Source organism: Streptomyces sp. NPDC051822, from assembly GCF_044452745.1.
Taxonomy (GTDB): Bacteria; Actinomycetota; Actinomycetes; order Streptomycetales; family Streptomycetaceae; genus Streptomyces.
Genome location: NZ_JBITBZ010000013.1, coordinates 102683 through 116440 on the forward strand (window position 1 = coordinate 102683; position 13758 = coordinate 116440).

Sequence of the window (13758 nt, forward strand, 5' to 3'; positions counted from 1 at the left end):
CGTAAATGCGCGGGCGGGTGGGGCTGCTCACCTGACACACTTGACCTCATGACCACGCTGAAGGCGAAGCTCCAGGCCGACCTCAACGCCGCGATCCGGGAGCGCGACGAACTGCGCTCCTCGACTCTGCGGCTGACCATCACCGAGATCTCCAAGCAGGAGGTCGCGGGCAAGACCAAGCGCGAACTCTCCGACGACGAGGTGCAGAAGGTGATCGCCAAGGAGGCGAAGAAGCGCCGCGAGGCCGCGGACGCCTTCGCCCAGGGCGGTCGCCCCGAGTCCGCCGAGCGGGAGCGGGCCGAGGGCGTGCTCCTCGACGCGTACCTGCCGAAGCAGCTCAGCGACGAGGAGCTCGACGGGATCGTCGCGGCGGCCGTCGAGGAGGCGAAGGCGGCGGGCGCCGAGGGGCCGCGTGCCATGGGCGCCGTCATGAAGATCGTGAACCCGAAGGTGGCCGGCCAGGCCGACGGCGGCCGCGTCGCCGCCTCGGTGAAGAAGCTGCTCGCGGGCTGATCCGGCGCGAAGCCGGTACGTCCGCGCTGAGCCGGTACCTCCGCGCTGAGCCGGTACGAGGAAGGGCGCCCCACCACGGTGGGGCGCCCTTCCTCGTGGTTCTGCGGCTACGGCCGTGCCGTCAGCGGTCTCCGCCGCCTCCGTTGCCGCGGCCGTTTCCGCCGGTCAGCATCTCCGGCGGGATCGTGATCCCGGGGAAGGGGCTGATCGGCTCGGTGTCGCCCGGCTTGTCGTCACGCGGCTTGCGGGGCTTGTTCGGGCCCTCGTCGCCCTTCTCCGGGTCCTTGGGCTTCTCGGCCCTCGGTACGGAGACGGGGTTGAACTGCGGCCTCTCGGAGGGGTCCAGGGCGCCCGTCATCGCGATCCTCCAGATGGGACCGGGGAGGCAGCCACCGCAGACCTTGTCGTAGTAGACGCCGCCGATGGTGATGTCGAACATCTCGTCGCGCTTGCCGACGTCGTCGCCGACCCAGACGGCGGTCGACAGGTTCGGCGTGTAGCCCACGAACCAGGCGTCCTTGCGGCCCTCGGTGGTACCGGTCTTGCCCGCGTTGTCCCGGTCGCTCAGACCGGCCCGGGTACCGGTGCCGTCCTCGACGACGCCCTTCAGCATCTGGTTGATGGTGTCGGCGGTCCGGTCGCTCATCGCGCGCGTGCACTTGGTCTGCGGCACGTTGAGCTTGTCGCCGTTGGCGGCCTTGACCGACTGGATCGCGACCGGGGTGCAGTACATGCCGCGGTTGGCGAACGTCGCGTAGACGGAGGCCATGTCGAGCGGGGTGCTCTCCAGGCTGCCGAGCGTGGCGGAGGGGCTCTGCCTGATGGGCTTGCCCAGCTCGCGCTCGTAGCCCACGTTCTTCGCCATCGTCAGCGTCTCGCAGAGGCCGGCCATCTGCTCGAGCTTGGCGAAGTAGGTGTTGATGGACTTGCCGAGGGCGCTCGTCATGTCGTACGCCCCCTTCTCGGACTCGAGCTCGTTCTGGACCGACCACTCCTGGTTGCCCGCGGGCCTGCCGTCGCAGCGCGTGAAGTCGTTCTCCTGCAGGGCGATCTTCCACGGCGTGTCGAAGCTCTGCGCCGGGCTCAGCCCCTTCTCCAGGGCGGCGGCGGCCGTGATCGGCTTGAAGGTCGAGCCGACCGGGAAGCCGTACGTGGTGCCGCCCATCTTGCTGCCGACGGCGAGGTTGAGCGTGGTCTGGTGCTGCTTCTGGTCCAGGCCGTACGGGCGGGACTGGCTCATCGACAGGATCTTGCCGGTGCCCGGCTGGACCTGGACGACGGCGGTCGCGACCCCGTCGTCCTTGTTCACCTTGGCCACGGCGGCCTCGTTGGTCGCCGCCTGCGCCTTCGGGTCGAGCGTGGTCCTGACGGTGAGACCACCCAGGTTCCACAGCTTCTGGCGCTCTTCGGCCGTCTTGCCGAAGATCGGGTCCGTGAGGATCGTCTTGCGGACGTAGTCGCAGAAGAAGCCGGCGCCGTCGACGGCGGTGATGCAGCCGTTCTTCGGCGTCTTGACCTTCAGCTTGAGCGGGGCCGCCTTCGCCTTGTCCGCCTCGGCCTGGCTGACGTCCCCGACGTCGGCCATCCGCTGGAGGACCACGTTGCGGCGCTTGGTGGCTTCCTGGACGTCGTTGATGGGGTCGTAGCGGCTCGGCGACTGGACCAGGCCGGCCATCATCGCGGCCTCGCCCAGGTTCAGGTCGGCGGCGTGCTTCGAGAAGTACCGCTGCGAGGCGGCCTCGATGCCGTAGGCCTGCTGCCCGAAGAACGTGATGTTGAGGTAGTTCTCCAGGATCTTGTGCTTGCCCAGCTCCTCCTCGACCTGGATCGCGAACTTCAGCTCGCGGACCTTGCGGCCGATGGTCTGCTGGGTGGCCTGCGCGACCTTCTCGGGGTCGTCACCCGCCTCCTCGACGAAGACGTTCTTCACGTACTGCTGGGTGAGCGTCGACGCGCCCTGCGCGACCCCGCCCTCCTGCGCGTTGCGGTTGATCGCGCGCAGCACGCCCTTGAGGTCGATCGCCCCGTGCTCGTAGAAGCGCCCGTCCTCGATCGCGACGATCGCCTTCTGCATGTACGGGGAGATCTTGTCCAGCGGCACGACCTTCCGGTCCCGCGAGTACACCGTGGCGAGGAGCCCGCCCTCGGAGTCGAGGATCGTGGTGCGCTGACTCAGCGGTGGGGTCTTCAGGTTGGAGGGGATCTCGTCGAAACCCTCCACCGTGCCCTTCGCGGCCAGCCCGAGTGCGCCGGCCGCGGGCAGGGCGATGCCTGCCAGCACGGCTCCGGCGAGCACACTGACACCGAGGAACTTGGCGGCCTGCTGGGTCCCGGTCAGACCACCGCCCGAGCGCTTCTTTGCCATGGGGGGCAGCCTAATCCGAAGTTCTGTGCGTACCGCAGAGCGGGGGCTTCTCGGAGCGTTCGAGTACCAGACCGTGACATCCAGGGGCCGCCGGGCCGCCGCCCCGCCGCCCGGGCGCCGACGTTCTCATTCGCCGGACAGGCGTATATGCCTTGGCCTAAGCTGCCCCCAACTGTCACAGCAGTGTGGTCCCGCATCACGACCCGGGTGTGACAGCGGCGCACGTTCCCGTGACCCCGAAACACGGGAACCTCGTGTCCGAATCAGGCTCATGTGTCACGCGGTGCCCGAAGTGGCCCCGCCGAGGACGGGCGTATCTGAGCGGTATGTCCGCTATCACACGCATGTCCTTCGCTCACTCCCCTGGGTGATCTGACGCGTACGCATAGTCCGTTCGGGCCATCCAAGATTGGGCCCGAAGGGGGTGTTGCGCTGTGCCTACCTTCCGTAACGTCCCAACTGGCAGCGGTGAATATGCCGCTGCCGCCGTGGGGGAGCCTCGATTCGGGAGAGGACGGCGCCGGTATGGGCTGGGTAGCTGACTGGAGTGCGCAGGCGGCCTGCCGCACTACCGATCCGGATGAACTTTTCGTACAGGGAGCGGCACAGAACAGGGCAAAGGCGGTGTGCACCGGATGCCCGGTGCGGACCGAGTGCCTCGCCGACGCCCTCGACAACCGCGTGGAGTTCGGTGTGTGGGGCGGCATGACGGAGCGCGAGCGTCGCGCCCTGCTGCGTCGCAGGCCGACCGTCACCTCGTGGCGCCGGCTCCTGGAGACCGCGCGCACGGAGTACGAGCGCGGAGCGGGCCTGCTGCCCGTGGCGATCGAGGACGACGCGACGTACGAGGCGTATGCCGCCGTGGGCTAGAGCGTCCCGGGGCCAGGGCGTCCCGGCGGAACAGGGCGAAGGGTCAGGGCCGGACAGGCGCCGGACCCCCGGTCAGGCCGAAGGTCTTCCTCCGGTCGTGAGCCGGTCACCGATGGCCCGCAGCCCGGCGAGGTCGTGCACATCGCCGGGCAGGGCCGCCACCTCGGTCACCGCCACCTCGGGGTGGAGCGCCGTGAAGCGGTCACGTGTGCGCTGCTCACGCGCGAGCACCCGCATGCGCTCGGCATGCAGGTGCAGGAGGCCCGCGGTGAGATGTCGTACGTCTACGTCTGTTTCCTGTGCCGGTTCGGCTGTGGGGGCAGCCTCGGGTACGGGAGTTGCGGCGGCGGTGGCGAGATCGGACGGCTCGGACTCCGTGGTCGGGGAGCCACTGCGACCAGTCTTCCCGGCCCCCTGATCCACAATGCGCCCCTCGTCAAGATTTTCCGCGGCCGCCCGCGCCCGCTCGGCCGACAGCCGGGCGGCGCCACTGCCGTGCACCCGGTTGAGGACGAGACCCGCGAGGGGCATCCCCTCGGCGGCCAGCCGCTCCACGAAGTACGCCGCCTCGCGCAGCGCGTCGCGCTCGGGCGTGGCCACCACGAGGAACGCCGTGCCCGGGGCCTGGAGCAGCCGGTACGTGGCGTCGGCGCGGGTACGGAAACCGCCGAACATCGTGTCCATCGCCGCGACGAACGTCTGCACGTCCTTGAGGAACTGACCCCCGAGCAGCTTGCCGAGGGTCCCGGTCATCATCGACATGCCGACGTTGAGGAACTTCATCCCGGCCCGGCCGCCCACCTTCGCCGGCGCCATCAGCAGCTTGATGAACTTCCCGTCGAGGAAGGACCCGAGCCGCTTCGGCGCGTCCAGGAAGTCCAGGGCGGACCGGGACGGCGGGGTGTCCACGACGATCAGGTCCCACTCGTCGCGCGCTCGGAGCTGCCCCAGCTTCTCCATCGCCATGTACTCCTGCGTACCGGCGAATCCTGCCGAAAGGGACTGGTAGAAGGGGTTCTCCAGGATCGCCCGCGCCCGCTCGGGGTCCGCGTGCGCCTCGACGATCTCGTCGAAGGTCCGCTTCATGTCCAGCATCATGGCGTGCAGTTCGCCGCCGTCGGAGCCCTTGATGCCCGCGACCTTCCGCGGGGTGTTGTCCAGGGAGTCGATCCCCATCGACTGGGCGAGGCGGCGGGCCGGGTCGATGGTGAGCACGACGACCCGCCGGCCGCGCTCCGCCGCCCGCACGCCGAGGGCCGCGGCCGTCGTCGTCTTACCGACCCCGCCGGCACCGCAGCACACGATGATGCGGGTGCCCAGGTCGTCGATCAGCGGGTCGAGCCGGAGGACGGGCACGGCGTCGAGCCCGCCCGAACCGGGAGCCGTTCCGAGCCCCTCCGTCGCCTTCTCCGTCACGCGTCGCCCACCCCTTGCCTCCGCAGTTCCTTCGCCAGCCGGTAGAGCCCCGCGATGTCCGCCCCGTCCCCCAGGAAGGGAAGCTCGAACGACGGGACGCCGACGCCGTCCAGGACCGCGCGCTGCCCCCGCTCCAGCTCCACCCGCCGGGCGTGCTCGGCGGCCTGGTCGAGCAGCGGCTCGACCAGCGTCGTGGCCCCCGCGACGCCCGCGGAGGCCAGCGTCCTGGCGATGGCCTCCCGGTGGTCGCCGGAGGCGGCCCGTACCGCCGCCTCGTCGAGGACGTGCGGCCTGACCATGTTCACCACCACCCGCCCCACCGGCAGTTCGGCCTCCCGCAGCTCAGCGATGCCGTCCGCCGTCTCCTGGACCGGCATCTCCTCCAGGAGGGTGACCAGATGGACGGCCGTCTCGGGGGACTTGAGGACCCGCATGACGGCCTGCGCCTGGTTGTGTATCGGACCGATCCTGGCCAGGCCCGCCACCTCGTCGTTGACGTTGAGGAAGCGGGTGATGCGGCCGGTGGGCGGCGCGTCCATGACCACGTGGTCGTAGGTGTGACCGCCGTGCTTCTCGCGCCGCCTGACCGCCTCGCAGGCCTTGCCGGTCAGCAGGACGTCCCGTACGCCCGGCGCTATCGTCGTCGCGAAGTCGATCGCGCCGAGTTTCTTCAGGGCCCGCCCCGCACTGCCCAGTTTGTAGAACATCTGGAGGTAGTCGAGGAGCGCGCGCTCGGCGTCGATCGCCAGCGCGTACACCTCCCCGCCGCCCGGGGCGACGGCGATCTTGCGCTCCTCGTAGGGAAGCGCTTCCGTCTCGAAGAGCTGTGCGATGCCCTGCCTGCCTTCGACCTCGACGAGGAGGGTGCGCTTGCCCTCCGTCGCGAGGGCGAGCGCGAGGGCGGCGGCGACCGTCGTCTTACCGGTACCACCCTTGCCGCTGACGACCTGGAGCCTGCTCACGTAGTCGAGCCTAACCACTGGCGGCGGCGCCCAATCAGGAGGCCGCCCCGGAGAAGCTCCCTAGGGGGAGCTTCGGGGCAGCGGCGGGGGCCGCCTCGAAGGGCACCCCCGCGGCAGCGGATACAGTCGCCTCCATGACCAAGTGGGAGTACGTCACGGTGCCGCTTCTGGTGCACGCGACCAAGCAGATTCTGGACACCTGGGGCGAGGACGGCTGGGAGCTCGTCCAGGTCGTGCCCGGGCCGAACAACCCCGAGCAGCTCGTGGCCTACCTGAAGCGGGCCAAGTCGTGAGCGGGGCCGTCGAGGCGAAGCTCGCCGAGCTGGGCCTGACCCTGCCGGCGGTCGTGCCGCCGCTGGCCGCCTACCAGCCGGCCGTGCAGTCGGGCGTGTACGTCTACACCTCGGGCCAGCTCCCGATGGTGGACGGCAAGCTCCAGCTGAGCGGCAAGGTCGGCGGCGAGGTCACCGCGGAGGAGGCCAAGCAGCTCGCGGCCACCTGCGCGCTGAACGCGCTCGCGGCCGTGAAGTCGGTCGCCGGTGACCTGGACCGCATCAAGCGGGTCGTGAAGGTCGTCGGGTTCGTGGCCTCCGCCTCCGACTTCACCGGGCAGCCGGGCGTCATCAACGGCGCCAGCGAGCTGCTCGGCGCCGTCCTCGGCGACAAGGGCGTGCACGCGCGCAGCGCCGTCGGCGTGGCCGTGCTGCCGCTCGACGCCCCGGTCGAGGTCGAGGTCCAGGTGGAGCTGACCGAGGCCTGACCTCCTCGCGGCGGCCTCTACGCCGTACGTCAAGAGCCGGTTCCCCGCACGTACCGCGTGAGGGGGATCGGCTCTCGTGCATTCCGGTGCTTGCGCATAGCATCCGGCCATGTCGAATGGTCAGTGGTACCCGCCCGAGTGGCCCGACCGCATCCGCGCCCTCGCCGCCGGTGAGCTCGTCCCGGTGGTCCCCCGGCGCGCCGCGACCGTCCTGCTCCTGCGGGACGGGGCCGGCGGGCCCGACGTCCACATGCTGCGGCGCCGTACCTCCATGGCCTTCGCGGGCGGCGCGTACGCCTACCCCGGCGGTGGTGTCGACCCGCGCGACGAGCATCCGGTGCGCTGGGCGGGGCCCTCGCGGGAGACCTGGGCGGCCCGCCTCGGCCTCGATGACCCCGCGCAGGCCCAGGCCGTGGTCTGCGCCGCCGTACGCGAGACGTACGAGGAGGCGGGCGTCCTGCTCGCCGGGCCGACCGAGGACACCGTGGTCGGCGACACGACCGGCGAGGACTGGGAGCGGGACCGGGAGGCGCTCGTCGCCCGGGAACTGTCCTTCGCCGACTTCCTCGACCGGCGCGGGCTCGTGCTCCGCTCCGACCTGCTCGGCGCGTGGGCGCGCTGGATCACGCCGGAGTTCGAGCAGCGCCGTTACGACACCTGGTTCTTCGTGGCCGCGCTGCCGGCCGGGCAGCGCACGAGGAACGCCTCCACGGAGGCCGACCGGACCGTCTGGATCCGTCCGGCGGAGGCCGCCGCCGGTTACGACCGGGGCGAGCTGACGATGATGCCGCCGACGATCTCGACCCTGCGGGCCCTGGAGCGGTACAGGACGGCGGCCGAGGCGCTCGCGGGGGCCGCGGAGCAGGAACTGGCGCCGGTGCTCGCGCAGGCGCGTCTGGAGGGCGACGAGCTGGTCCTGAGCTGGCCGGGCCACGAGGAGTTCACCAAGATTATCCCAGCGGGATCGACGGGATCGACGGGATCGACGGGATCGACGGGGTCGACGGGATCGACGGGATCGACGGGATCGACGGGGTCGACGGGGTCGACGGGGTCGACGGGGTCGAGATCGTCGGCGGGAGGCGAGCGATGAGTGACGCCGCCGCCCTGCCGGGACAGCCGCGCGGAGTCGTGGTCTCCGGGCCCGCGACCGCCCGCGCCGTGAACGTCCTCGCGCCGAACCCGTCCGCGATGACCCTCGACGGCACCAACACCTGGCTCCTCTCCGAGCCCGGCTCGGAACTCGCCGTCGTGGTCGATCCGGGTCCGCTCGACGAGAGCCACCTGGGACGGGTGATCGGGACCGCCGAGAAGCTCGGCAAGCGGGTCGCGCTCACCCTGCTCACCCACGGCCACCCGGACCACGCGGAGGGCGCGGGCCGCTTCGCCGAGCTGACCGGGACGGCCGTACGGGCCCTCGACCCGGCGCTGCGGCTCGGCGACGAGGGGCTCGGCGCCGGGGACGTGGTGTCCGTCGGCGGACTTGAGCTGCGGGTCGTCCCGACGCCCGGCCACACCTCGGACTCGCTCTCCTTCCACCTGCCGGCCGACCGGGCGGTGCTCTCGGGGGACACCGTCCTCGGGCGCGGGACGACGATCGTGGCGCATCCGGACGGGCGGCTGGGCGACTACCTGGACTCGCTGCGGCGGCTGCACTCGCTCACGGTCGACGACGGGGTGCACACGGTCCTACCGGGGCACGGGCCGGTCCTGGAGGACGCCCAGGGGGTCCTGGAGTTCTATCTCGCGCACCGGGCGAGCAGGCTCGCCCAGGTGGAGGCGGCGGTCGTGAGCGGCCACCGGACGGCGGCGGAGGTCGTCGCCCATGTGTACGCGGACGTGGACCGCTCCCTGTGGCCCGCGGCCGAGCTGTCCGTACGGGCGCAGCTGGAGTACCTGCGGGAGCGTGGCCTGATCTGACCGCCGGGCCCCGGGGGAGGGGCTCGTGGGGCGGCAGTGACGCCCCGGGCGGTCTTGCCGGGACCCGGCATGGTCCAGGGGACACGCCATGCTTTACGGTCCCTTTACATCGGCAGTATCAGTAGTCGTTTCATCGGGGGGATTCTCTTGTTCGTCCTGGCCATCGTCCTGCTCATCGCGGCGGGCGTGCTCTTCGCCGTGGGGCGGTCCACGGACCGCTCGCCCCTGCGCCTCGGCGCGCTGGGCGCGCTCATCGCCGCGCTCCTCGCGGGCGTCACCAGCATCATCCACGTCGTCGGCGCGTACGAGGTCGGCGTGCCGGTGACCTTCGGCAAGGTGGGTACGCCCATGACGCCCGGCGTGAACGTGGTCTCGCCGTTCACGACGGTCACCACCTTCTCCACCCGCCCGGTGGACCTCAACCTCTCCGACAGGGACGTGGTCGAGGTGCGTTCCTCGCAGGGCGGCGTGATGGAGGTCGAGGTGACGGTGAAGTGGGCCGTCGCGCCGACGAAGGCCGTGGAGCTGTACCGGCTCGCCGGCAGCGAGTCCGCCATCCAGCAGCGGCTGGTCTTCCCGGACAGCCGGGAGATCATCCGCAACGTCTTCGCCCGCCACACGAGCGAGGAGGGCTACAGCTCGGCCCGCGAGAAGATCAACGCCGAGATCGGCGAGCTGGTCAAGGAGCGGCTCGCCCCGCGCGGCATCGACGTGACCACGGTCAACCTGCGCAACGTGAAGCCGTCCAAGGCGCTGCAGGACCAGATCGACCGCAAGATCCAGCAGCAGCAGGCCACCGAGCGCGCCCTCGAGGCCGCCCGCACCGCCAAGGCCGAGTCGGACCGGCGCCGGATCGAGGCGGAGGGCATCGCCCGCGCCAACAAGATCCTCAACGAGTCGCTGACGGACAAGGTCCTGATGAACCAGTGCATCGACGCGTTCAAGGAGGCCGCGGCGCAGAACCCGATCTACACCGTGCCCTGCGCGAACGGCTCCTCCGCTCCGGTGATCGTGGACGGTTCCAAGCGCTGACCCGCAGGTCGGCGCGTACGCGAAAGGCCGCCCCGGTCGTCGGACCGGGGCGGCCTTTCACGTACGGCGGTGTACGGCGGTGGCTACCGCGAGCGCTTCGCGAGGCGCTCCACGTCGAGGAGGATCACGGCGCGTGCCTCCAGGCGCAGCCAGCCGCGCTGGGCGAAGTCGGCGAGCGCCTTGTTGACCGTCTCGCGGGAGGCGCCGACCAGCTGGGCCAGCTCCTCCTGGGTGAGGTCGTGGACGACGTGGATGCCCTCCTCGGACTGCACGCCGAAGCGGCGCGACAGGTCGAGGAGCGCGCGGGCGACACGGCCAGGGACGTCGGAGAAGACCAGGTCGGACATCTGGTCGTTGGTCTTGCGGAGGCGGCGGGCGACCGCGCGGAGCAGCGCGGTGGCAACCTCGGGGCGGGCGTTCAGCCAGGGCTGGAGGTCGCCGTGGCCCAGGCCGAGCAGCTTCACCTCGGTCAGCGCGGTCGCGGTCGCGGTGCGCGGGCCCGGGTCGAACAGCGACAGCTCGCCGATCAGCTCGCCGGGGCCGAGGACGGCCAGCATGTTCTCGCGGCCGTCGGGGGAGGTGCGGTGCAGCTTCACCTTGCCCTCGGTGACCACGTACAGGCGGTCGCCGGGGTCGCCCTCGTGGAAGAGAGCGTCGCCTCGGGCCAGCGTCGCCTCACTCATCGAGGCGCGCAGCTCGGCAGCCTGCTCGTCATCGAGCGCCGCGAAGAGCGGGGCGCGCCGCAGAACGTCGTCCACGAGTTCTCTCCATACTGTCGACCTGCTCAGGGACCTGGGTCCCATGATGCCGGACGTACAAAACAGTGCGATCAATCACAACAAGTTTGACGTACGGAGCCGCCGGTCCGTACGTCAGGGGCCCGATTGGGGGCTGATCGGCCACGCCCGGGGCGGATGTCGGTGTCGGCCCCTAGGCTGGTCGGGTGTCCAACTCGCCGGTGAGAGCGCAGGCCAAGGGGGCTGAAAGAGTGTCGGCCGAAGGTAATTCCGCCGTGGGCGAACACGGCGTGTCGAAACGGGTGAAAGCCTCGAATCGGAAGGCGGCGAAGCCCGAATCCCGTCTCGCGATGGTCCGCAGGGCCCGCAAGATCAACCGCGAACTGGCCGAGGTCTATCCGTACGCCCACCCCGAGCTCGACTTCCGCAATCCCTTCGAGCTGCTCGTCGCCACGGTCCTCTCGGCCCAGACCACCGACCTGCGGGTCAACCAGACCACGCCCGCCCTCTTCGCCAGGTATCCCACGCCCGAGGACCTCGCCGCCGCCGTGCCCGAGGAGGTCGAGGAGCTCATCCGCCCCACCGGCTTCTTCCGCGCGAAGACCAAGTCGATCATGGGTCTCGCCGCCGTCCTCAGGGACGACTTCGGGGGCGAGGTCCCCGGCCGCCTCGACGACCTGGTCAAGCTGCCCGGCGTCGGCCGCAAGACCGCCTTCGTCGTCCTCGGAAACGCCTTCGGGGTCCCCGGCATCACCGTGGACACCCACTTCATGCGGCTGGTCCGGCGCTGGAAGTGGACCGAGCAGGACGACCCGGTGAAGATCGAGGCGGAGATCGCCGAGATCTTCCCGAAGAGCGAGTGGACGATGCTCTCGCACCGGGTGATCTTCCACGGCCGCCGGATCTGCCACGCCCGCAAGCCCGCCTGCGGCGCCTGCCCGATCACCCACCTCTGCCCCTCGTACGGAGAGGGCGAGACCGACCCGGAGAAGGCGAGGAAGCTGCTCAAGTACGAGAAGGGCGGCTTCCCCGGCCAGCGGCTCAACCCGCCGCCCGGCTACCCCGGCCTCCCGGCGCCGCCCCTCGGCGCGGGCGACTGAGCCCGGCCCCCGGAAGGCCCCGACGGCCCCGGGAACGAACCCGTCCACCGATGGCGTTGTGCAACAACGGGGGTGCCTATGACGCGCACTGACGAAGAGATCCACGAGCCCGGCACGGGCGGCCTTGTCAGCCGCGACGGGCTGCCCGACTGGCTCGGGCCCGTCGACCGGGCCGCCCGCACGGTCGAGCCCGAGCAGCTGAGCCGCTTCCTGCCGCCCGCGAGCGGCGCCGGACGCCAGTCCGCCGTCCTCGTCCTCTTCGGCGAGGGGGAGCGCGGCCCCGAGCTGCTGCTCATGGAGCGCGCCGGCAGCCTGCGCTCGCACGCCGGACAGCCCTCCTTCCCCGGCGGCGCCCTCGACCCCGAGGACGGCGACCCGGCCGACGGCGGCCTGCTGCGGGCCGCCCTGCGCGAGGCCCAGGAGGAGACCGGCCTCGACCCGGCGGGCGTGCAGCTCTTCGGCGTGCTGCCCCGGCTCTACATCCCCGTCAGCGGCTTCGTCGTCACCCCGGTCCTCGGCTGGTGGCGCGCCCCGAGCCCGGTCGGGGTCGTCGACCCGGGAGAGACCGCCCGGGTCTTCACCGTCCCCGTGGCGGATCTCACGGATCCCGCCAACCGCGCCACGGCGATCCACCCGAGCGGCCACCAGGGCCCCGCGTTCCTCGTCGCATCCGCTCTGGTCTGGGGTTTCACGGCCGGTGTGATCGACCGGCTGCTGCACTTCTCCGGCTGGGAGCGCCCCTGGGACCGGTCCAAGCAGGTCCCGCTCGACTGGCGCTCATGACAGGCTGAACCCCGGCGACCGGAAACGAATCTGCGAGGCAATTGACGGTGAACGTGCTGGACATCTTGTTGCTGCTCGCCGCCGTGTGGTTCGCGATCATCGGTTACCGCCAGGGATTCGTGGTCGGCATCCTGTCCGTGATCGGCTTCCTCGGCGGCGGTCTCGTCGCCGTTCTGCTGCTTCCGGTCCTCTGGGACCAGCTGACCGACAGCAGCGAGGTCTCCACCACGGCGACGGTCGTCTTCGTGATGGTGGTCATCGTCTGCGCCTCCGTCGGTCAGGCCTTCACCACCCACCTCGGCAACAAGCTGCGCCGCCACATCACCTGGTCACCCGTGCGCGCCCTGGACGCCACCGGCGGTGCCCTGGTCAACGTCGTCGCGATGCTGCTCGTGGCCTGGCTCATCGGCTCGGCCCTCGGCGGCTCCTCGCTGACCGCCCTGAGCAAGCGGGTGAAGGACTCGATGGTGCTGCGGGGCGTCGAGGAGGTGATGCCGGATCAGGTCTCCGGCTGGTTCGACGACTTCAGCTCGACGCTGGCCCGCAACGGCTTCCCGCAGGTCTTCGACCCCTTCGTGAACGAGCCCATCACCGAGGTCCTGCCGCCGGACCCGGCGCTCGTCGGCAGCCCCGTCGCCGCCCGCGCCCAGCGTTCCATCGTCAAGGTCGTCGGCACGGCGCAGAGCTGCGGCAAGGTCCTCGAAGGGACCGGCTTCGTCTTCGCCGACCGCCGGGTCATGACCAACGCCCATGTAGTCGGCGGGGTCGACGAGCCGACCGTCCAGATAGGGGGCGAGGGCAAGACGTACGACGCCAAGGTCGTCCTCTACGACTGGCAGCGCGACATCGCCGTCCTGGACGTGCCGGACCTGGAGGCCACTCCGCTGCGCTTCACCGAGGACGACGCCCGCAGCGGCGACAACGCGATCGTCGCCGGATTCCCGGAGAACGGCTCGTACGACGTGCGCTCGGCGCGTGTGCGGGGCCGTATCAACGCCGACGGACCCGACATCTACCGCCGTGGCGACGTGCGCAGGGACGTGTACTCGCTGTACACGACGGTCCGGCAGGGCAACTCCGGCGGCCCGCTCCTCACCGAGGACGGCGAGGTGTACGGCGTGATCTTCGCCCGCTCCCTCGACGACCCGAACACGGGCTACGCCCTGACGGTCGACGAGATCCGCGAGGACATCGAGCGCGGCCGGACCGCCGACCAGCAGGTCGACAGCCAGGCCTGCGCGCTGTAGATCCCCGCCCGGCCGCCCCGGGCCCGCACCTTGTGGCGGTCCCGGGGCGGCCG

Annotated in this window: 14 protein-coding genes; 10 read left to right on the top strand and 4 right to left on the bottom strand. The window is 71.0% G+C overall.

Annotated elements, in window-relative coordinates:
* Positions 1-48: 48 nt before the first annotated feature.
* Positions 49-513, top strand: a complete 465-nt coding sequence (locus tag ACIA8N_RS31490) for a GatB/YqeY domain-containing protein (protein ID WP_365781906.1) — start codon at positions 49-51, stop codon at positions 511-513.
* 121 nt (positions 514-634) lie between these two features.
* Here ACIA8N_RS31490 and ACIA8N_RS31495 read toward each other — a convergent pair whose 3' ends face one another.
* Positions 635-2878, bottom strand: coding sequence for a transglycosylase domain-containing protein (locus ACIA8N_RS31495; protein WP_365781908.1), 2244 nt, complete (start codon positions 2876-2878; stop codon positions 635-637).
* Positions 2879-3403: 525 nt separating this feature from the next.
* Between ACIA8N_RS31495 and ACIA8N_RS31500 the strand changes: the two genes are divergently transcribed.
* On the top strand, positions 3404-3748 hold the full coding sequence (locus ACIA8N_RS31500; RefSeq protein WP_015034550.1) for a WhiB family transcriptional regulator: 345 nt from the start codon (positions 3404-3406) through the stop codon (positions 3746-3748).
* A 72-nt stretch (positions 3749-3820) separates the two neighbouring features.
* On the opposite strand, the gene ACIA8N_RS31505 is transcribed toward ACIA8N_RS31500, so the two are convergent.
* Complete coding sequence (locus ACIA8N_RS31505; protein WP_365782031.1) at positions 3821-5104, bottom strand: ArsA family ATPase; 1284 nt, start codon at positions 5102-5104, stop codon at positions 3821-3823.
* A gap of 56 nt (positions 5105-5160) precedes the next feature.
* Positions 5161-6126: an ArsA-related P-loop ATPase gene (locus ACIA8N_RS31510; protein WP_365781910.1), complete on the bottom strand. Its 966-nt coding sequence runs from the start codon at positions 6124-6126 to the stop codon at positions 5161-5163.
* A gap of 134 nt (positions 6127-6260) precedes the next feature.
* Between ACIA8N_RS31510 and ACIA8N_RS31515 the strand changes: the two genes are divergently transcribed.
* From ACIA8N_RS31515 to ACIA8N_RS31535, 5 genes are all read left to right on the top strand, one after another.
* Complete coding sequence (locus ACIA8N_RS31515; protein WP_015034547.1) at positions 6261-6419, top strand: DUF4177 domain-containing protein; 159 nt, start codon at positions 6261-6263, stop codon at positions 6417-6419.
* Positions 6416-6886, top strand: coding sequence for a RidA family protein (locus ACIA8N_RS31520; RefSeq protein WP_365781914.1), 471 nt, complete (start codon positions 6416-6418; stop codon positions 6884-6886). Before ACIA8N_RS31515 ends, ACIA8N_RS31520 begins: the two co-directional genes overlap by 4 nt.
* 109 nt (positions 6887-6995) lie before the next feature.
* On the top strand, positions 6996-7979 hold the full coding sequence (locus ACIA8N_RS31525; protein WP_365781916.1) for an NUDIX hydrolase: 984 nt from the start codon (positions 6996-6998) through the stop codon (positions 7977-7979).
* Positions 7976-8806 (top strand): MBL fold metallo-hydrolase, encoded by an 831-nt coding sequence (locus tag ACIA8N_RS31530; protein ID WP_365781918.1) that lies wholly within the window; start codon positions 7976-7978, stop codon positions 8804-8806. The genes ACIA8N_RS31525 and ACIA8N_RS31530 overlap by 4 nt, the downstream gene beginning before the upstream one ends.
* A gap of 147 nt (positions 8807-8953) precedes the next feature.
* Positions 8954-9838: a prohibitin family protein gene (locus ACIA8N_RS31535; protein ID WP_365781920.1), complete on the top strand. Its 885-nt coding sequence runs from the start codon at positions 8954-8956 to the stop codon at positions 9836-9838.
* Positions 9839-9921: 83 nt separating this feature from the next.
* Here the strand turns inward: ACIA8N_RS31535 and ACIA8N_RS31540 are convergent, their stop codons facing one another.
* Positions 9922-10596, bottom strand: a complete 675-nt coding sequence (locus ACIA8N_RS31540) for a Crp/Fnr family transcriptional regulator (RefSeq protein WP_015034542.1) — start codon at positions 10594-10596, stop codon at positions 9922-9924.
* Between the two features lie 230 nt (positions 10597-10826).
* On the opposite strand from ACIA8N_RS31540, the gene nth reads away from it, so the two are divergent.
* The 3 genes from nth to ACIA8N_RS31555 all read left to right on the top strand — a co-directional run bounded on the left by nth (position 10827) and on the right by ACIA8N_RS31555 (position 13705).
* Positions 10827-11675 (top strand): endonuclease III, encoded by an 849-nt coding sequence (nth, locus tag ACIA8N_RS31545; RefSeq protein WP_399416845.1) that lies wholly within the window; start codon positions 10827-10829, stop codon positions 11673-11675.
* Between the two features lie 78 nt (positions 11676-11753).
* The gene (locus tag ACIA8N_RS31550; RefSeq protein ID WP_030209028.1) at positions 11754-12458 is read left to right on the top strand and encodes a CoA pyrophosphatase; all 705 of its coding nucleotides are present in this window, start codon (positions 11754-11756) and stop codon (positions 12456-12458) included.
* Positions 12459-12505: 47 nt separating this feature from the next.
* A complete protein-coding gene (locus ACIA8N_RS31555) occupies positions 12506-13705 on the top strand; it encodes a MarP family serine protease (protein ID WP_365781925.1) in 1200 nt (399 codons plus the stop codon).
* The last annotated feature ends 53 nt before the right edge of the window (positions 13706-13758 follow it).

Excerpts from the sequence above, each read along its gene's own strand:
- ACIA8N_RS31490 (WP_365781906.1), top strand. The coding sequence starts at position 49 with ATGACCACGCTGAAGGCGAAGCTCCAGGCCGACCTCAACGCCGCGATC.
- ACIA8N_RS31495 (WP_365781908.1), bottom strand. The coding sequence starts at position 2,878 with ATGGCAAAGAAGCGCTCGGGCGGTGGTCTGACCGGGACCCAGCAGGCC.
- ACIA8N_RS31500 (WP_015034550.1), top strand. The coding sequence starts at position 3,404 with ATGGGCTGGGTAGCTGACTGGAGTGCGCAGGCGGCCTGCCGCACTACC.
- ACIA8N_RS31515 (WP_015034547.1), top strand. The coding sequence starts at position 6,261 with ATGACCAAGTGGGAGTACGTCACGGTGCCGCTTCTGGTGCACGCGACC.
- ACIA8N_RS31525 (WP_365781916.1), top strand. The coding sequence starts at position 6,996 with ATGTCGAATGGTCAGTGGTACCCGCCCGAGTGGCCCGACCGCATCCGC.
- ACIA8N_RS31530 (WP_365781918.1), top strand. The coding sequence starts at position 7,976 with ATGAGTGACGCCGCCGCCCTGCCGGGACAGCCGCGCGGAGTCGTGGTC.
- ACIA8N_RS31550 (WP_030209028.1), top strand. The coding sequence starts at position 11,754 with ATGACGCGCACTGACGAAGAGATCCACGAGCCCGGCACGGGCGGCCTT.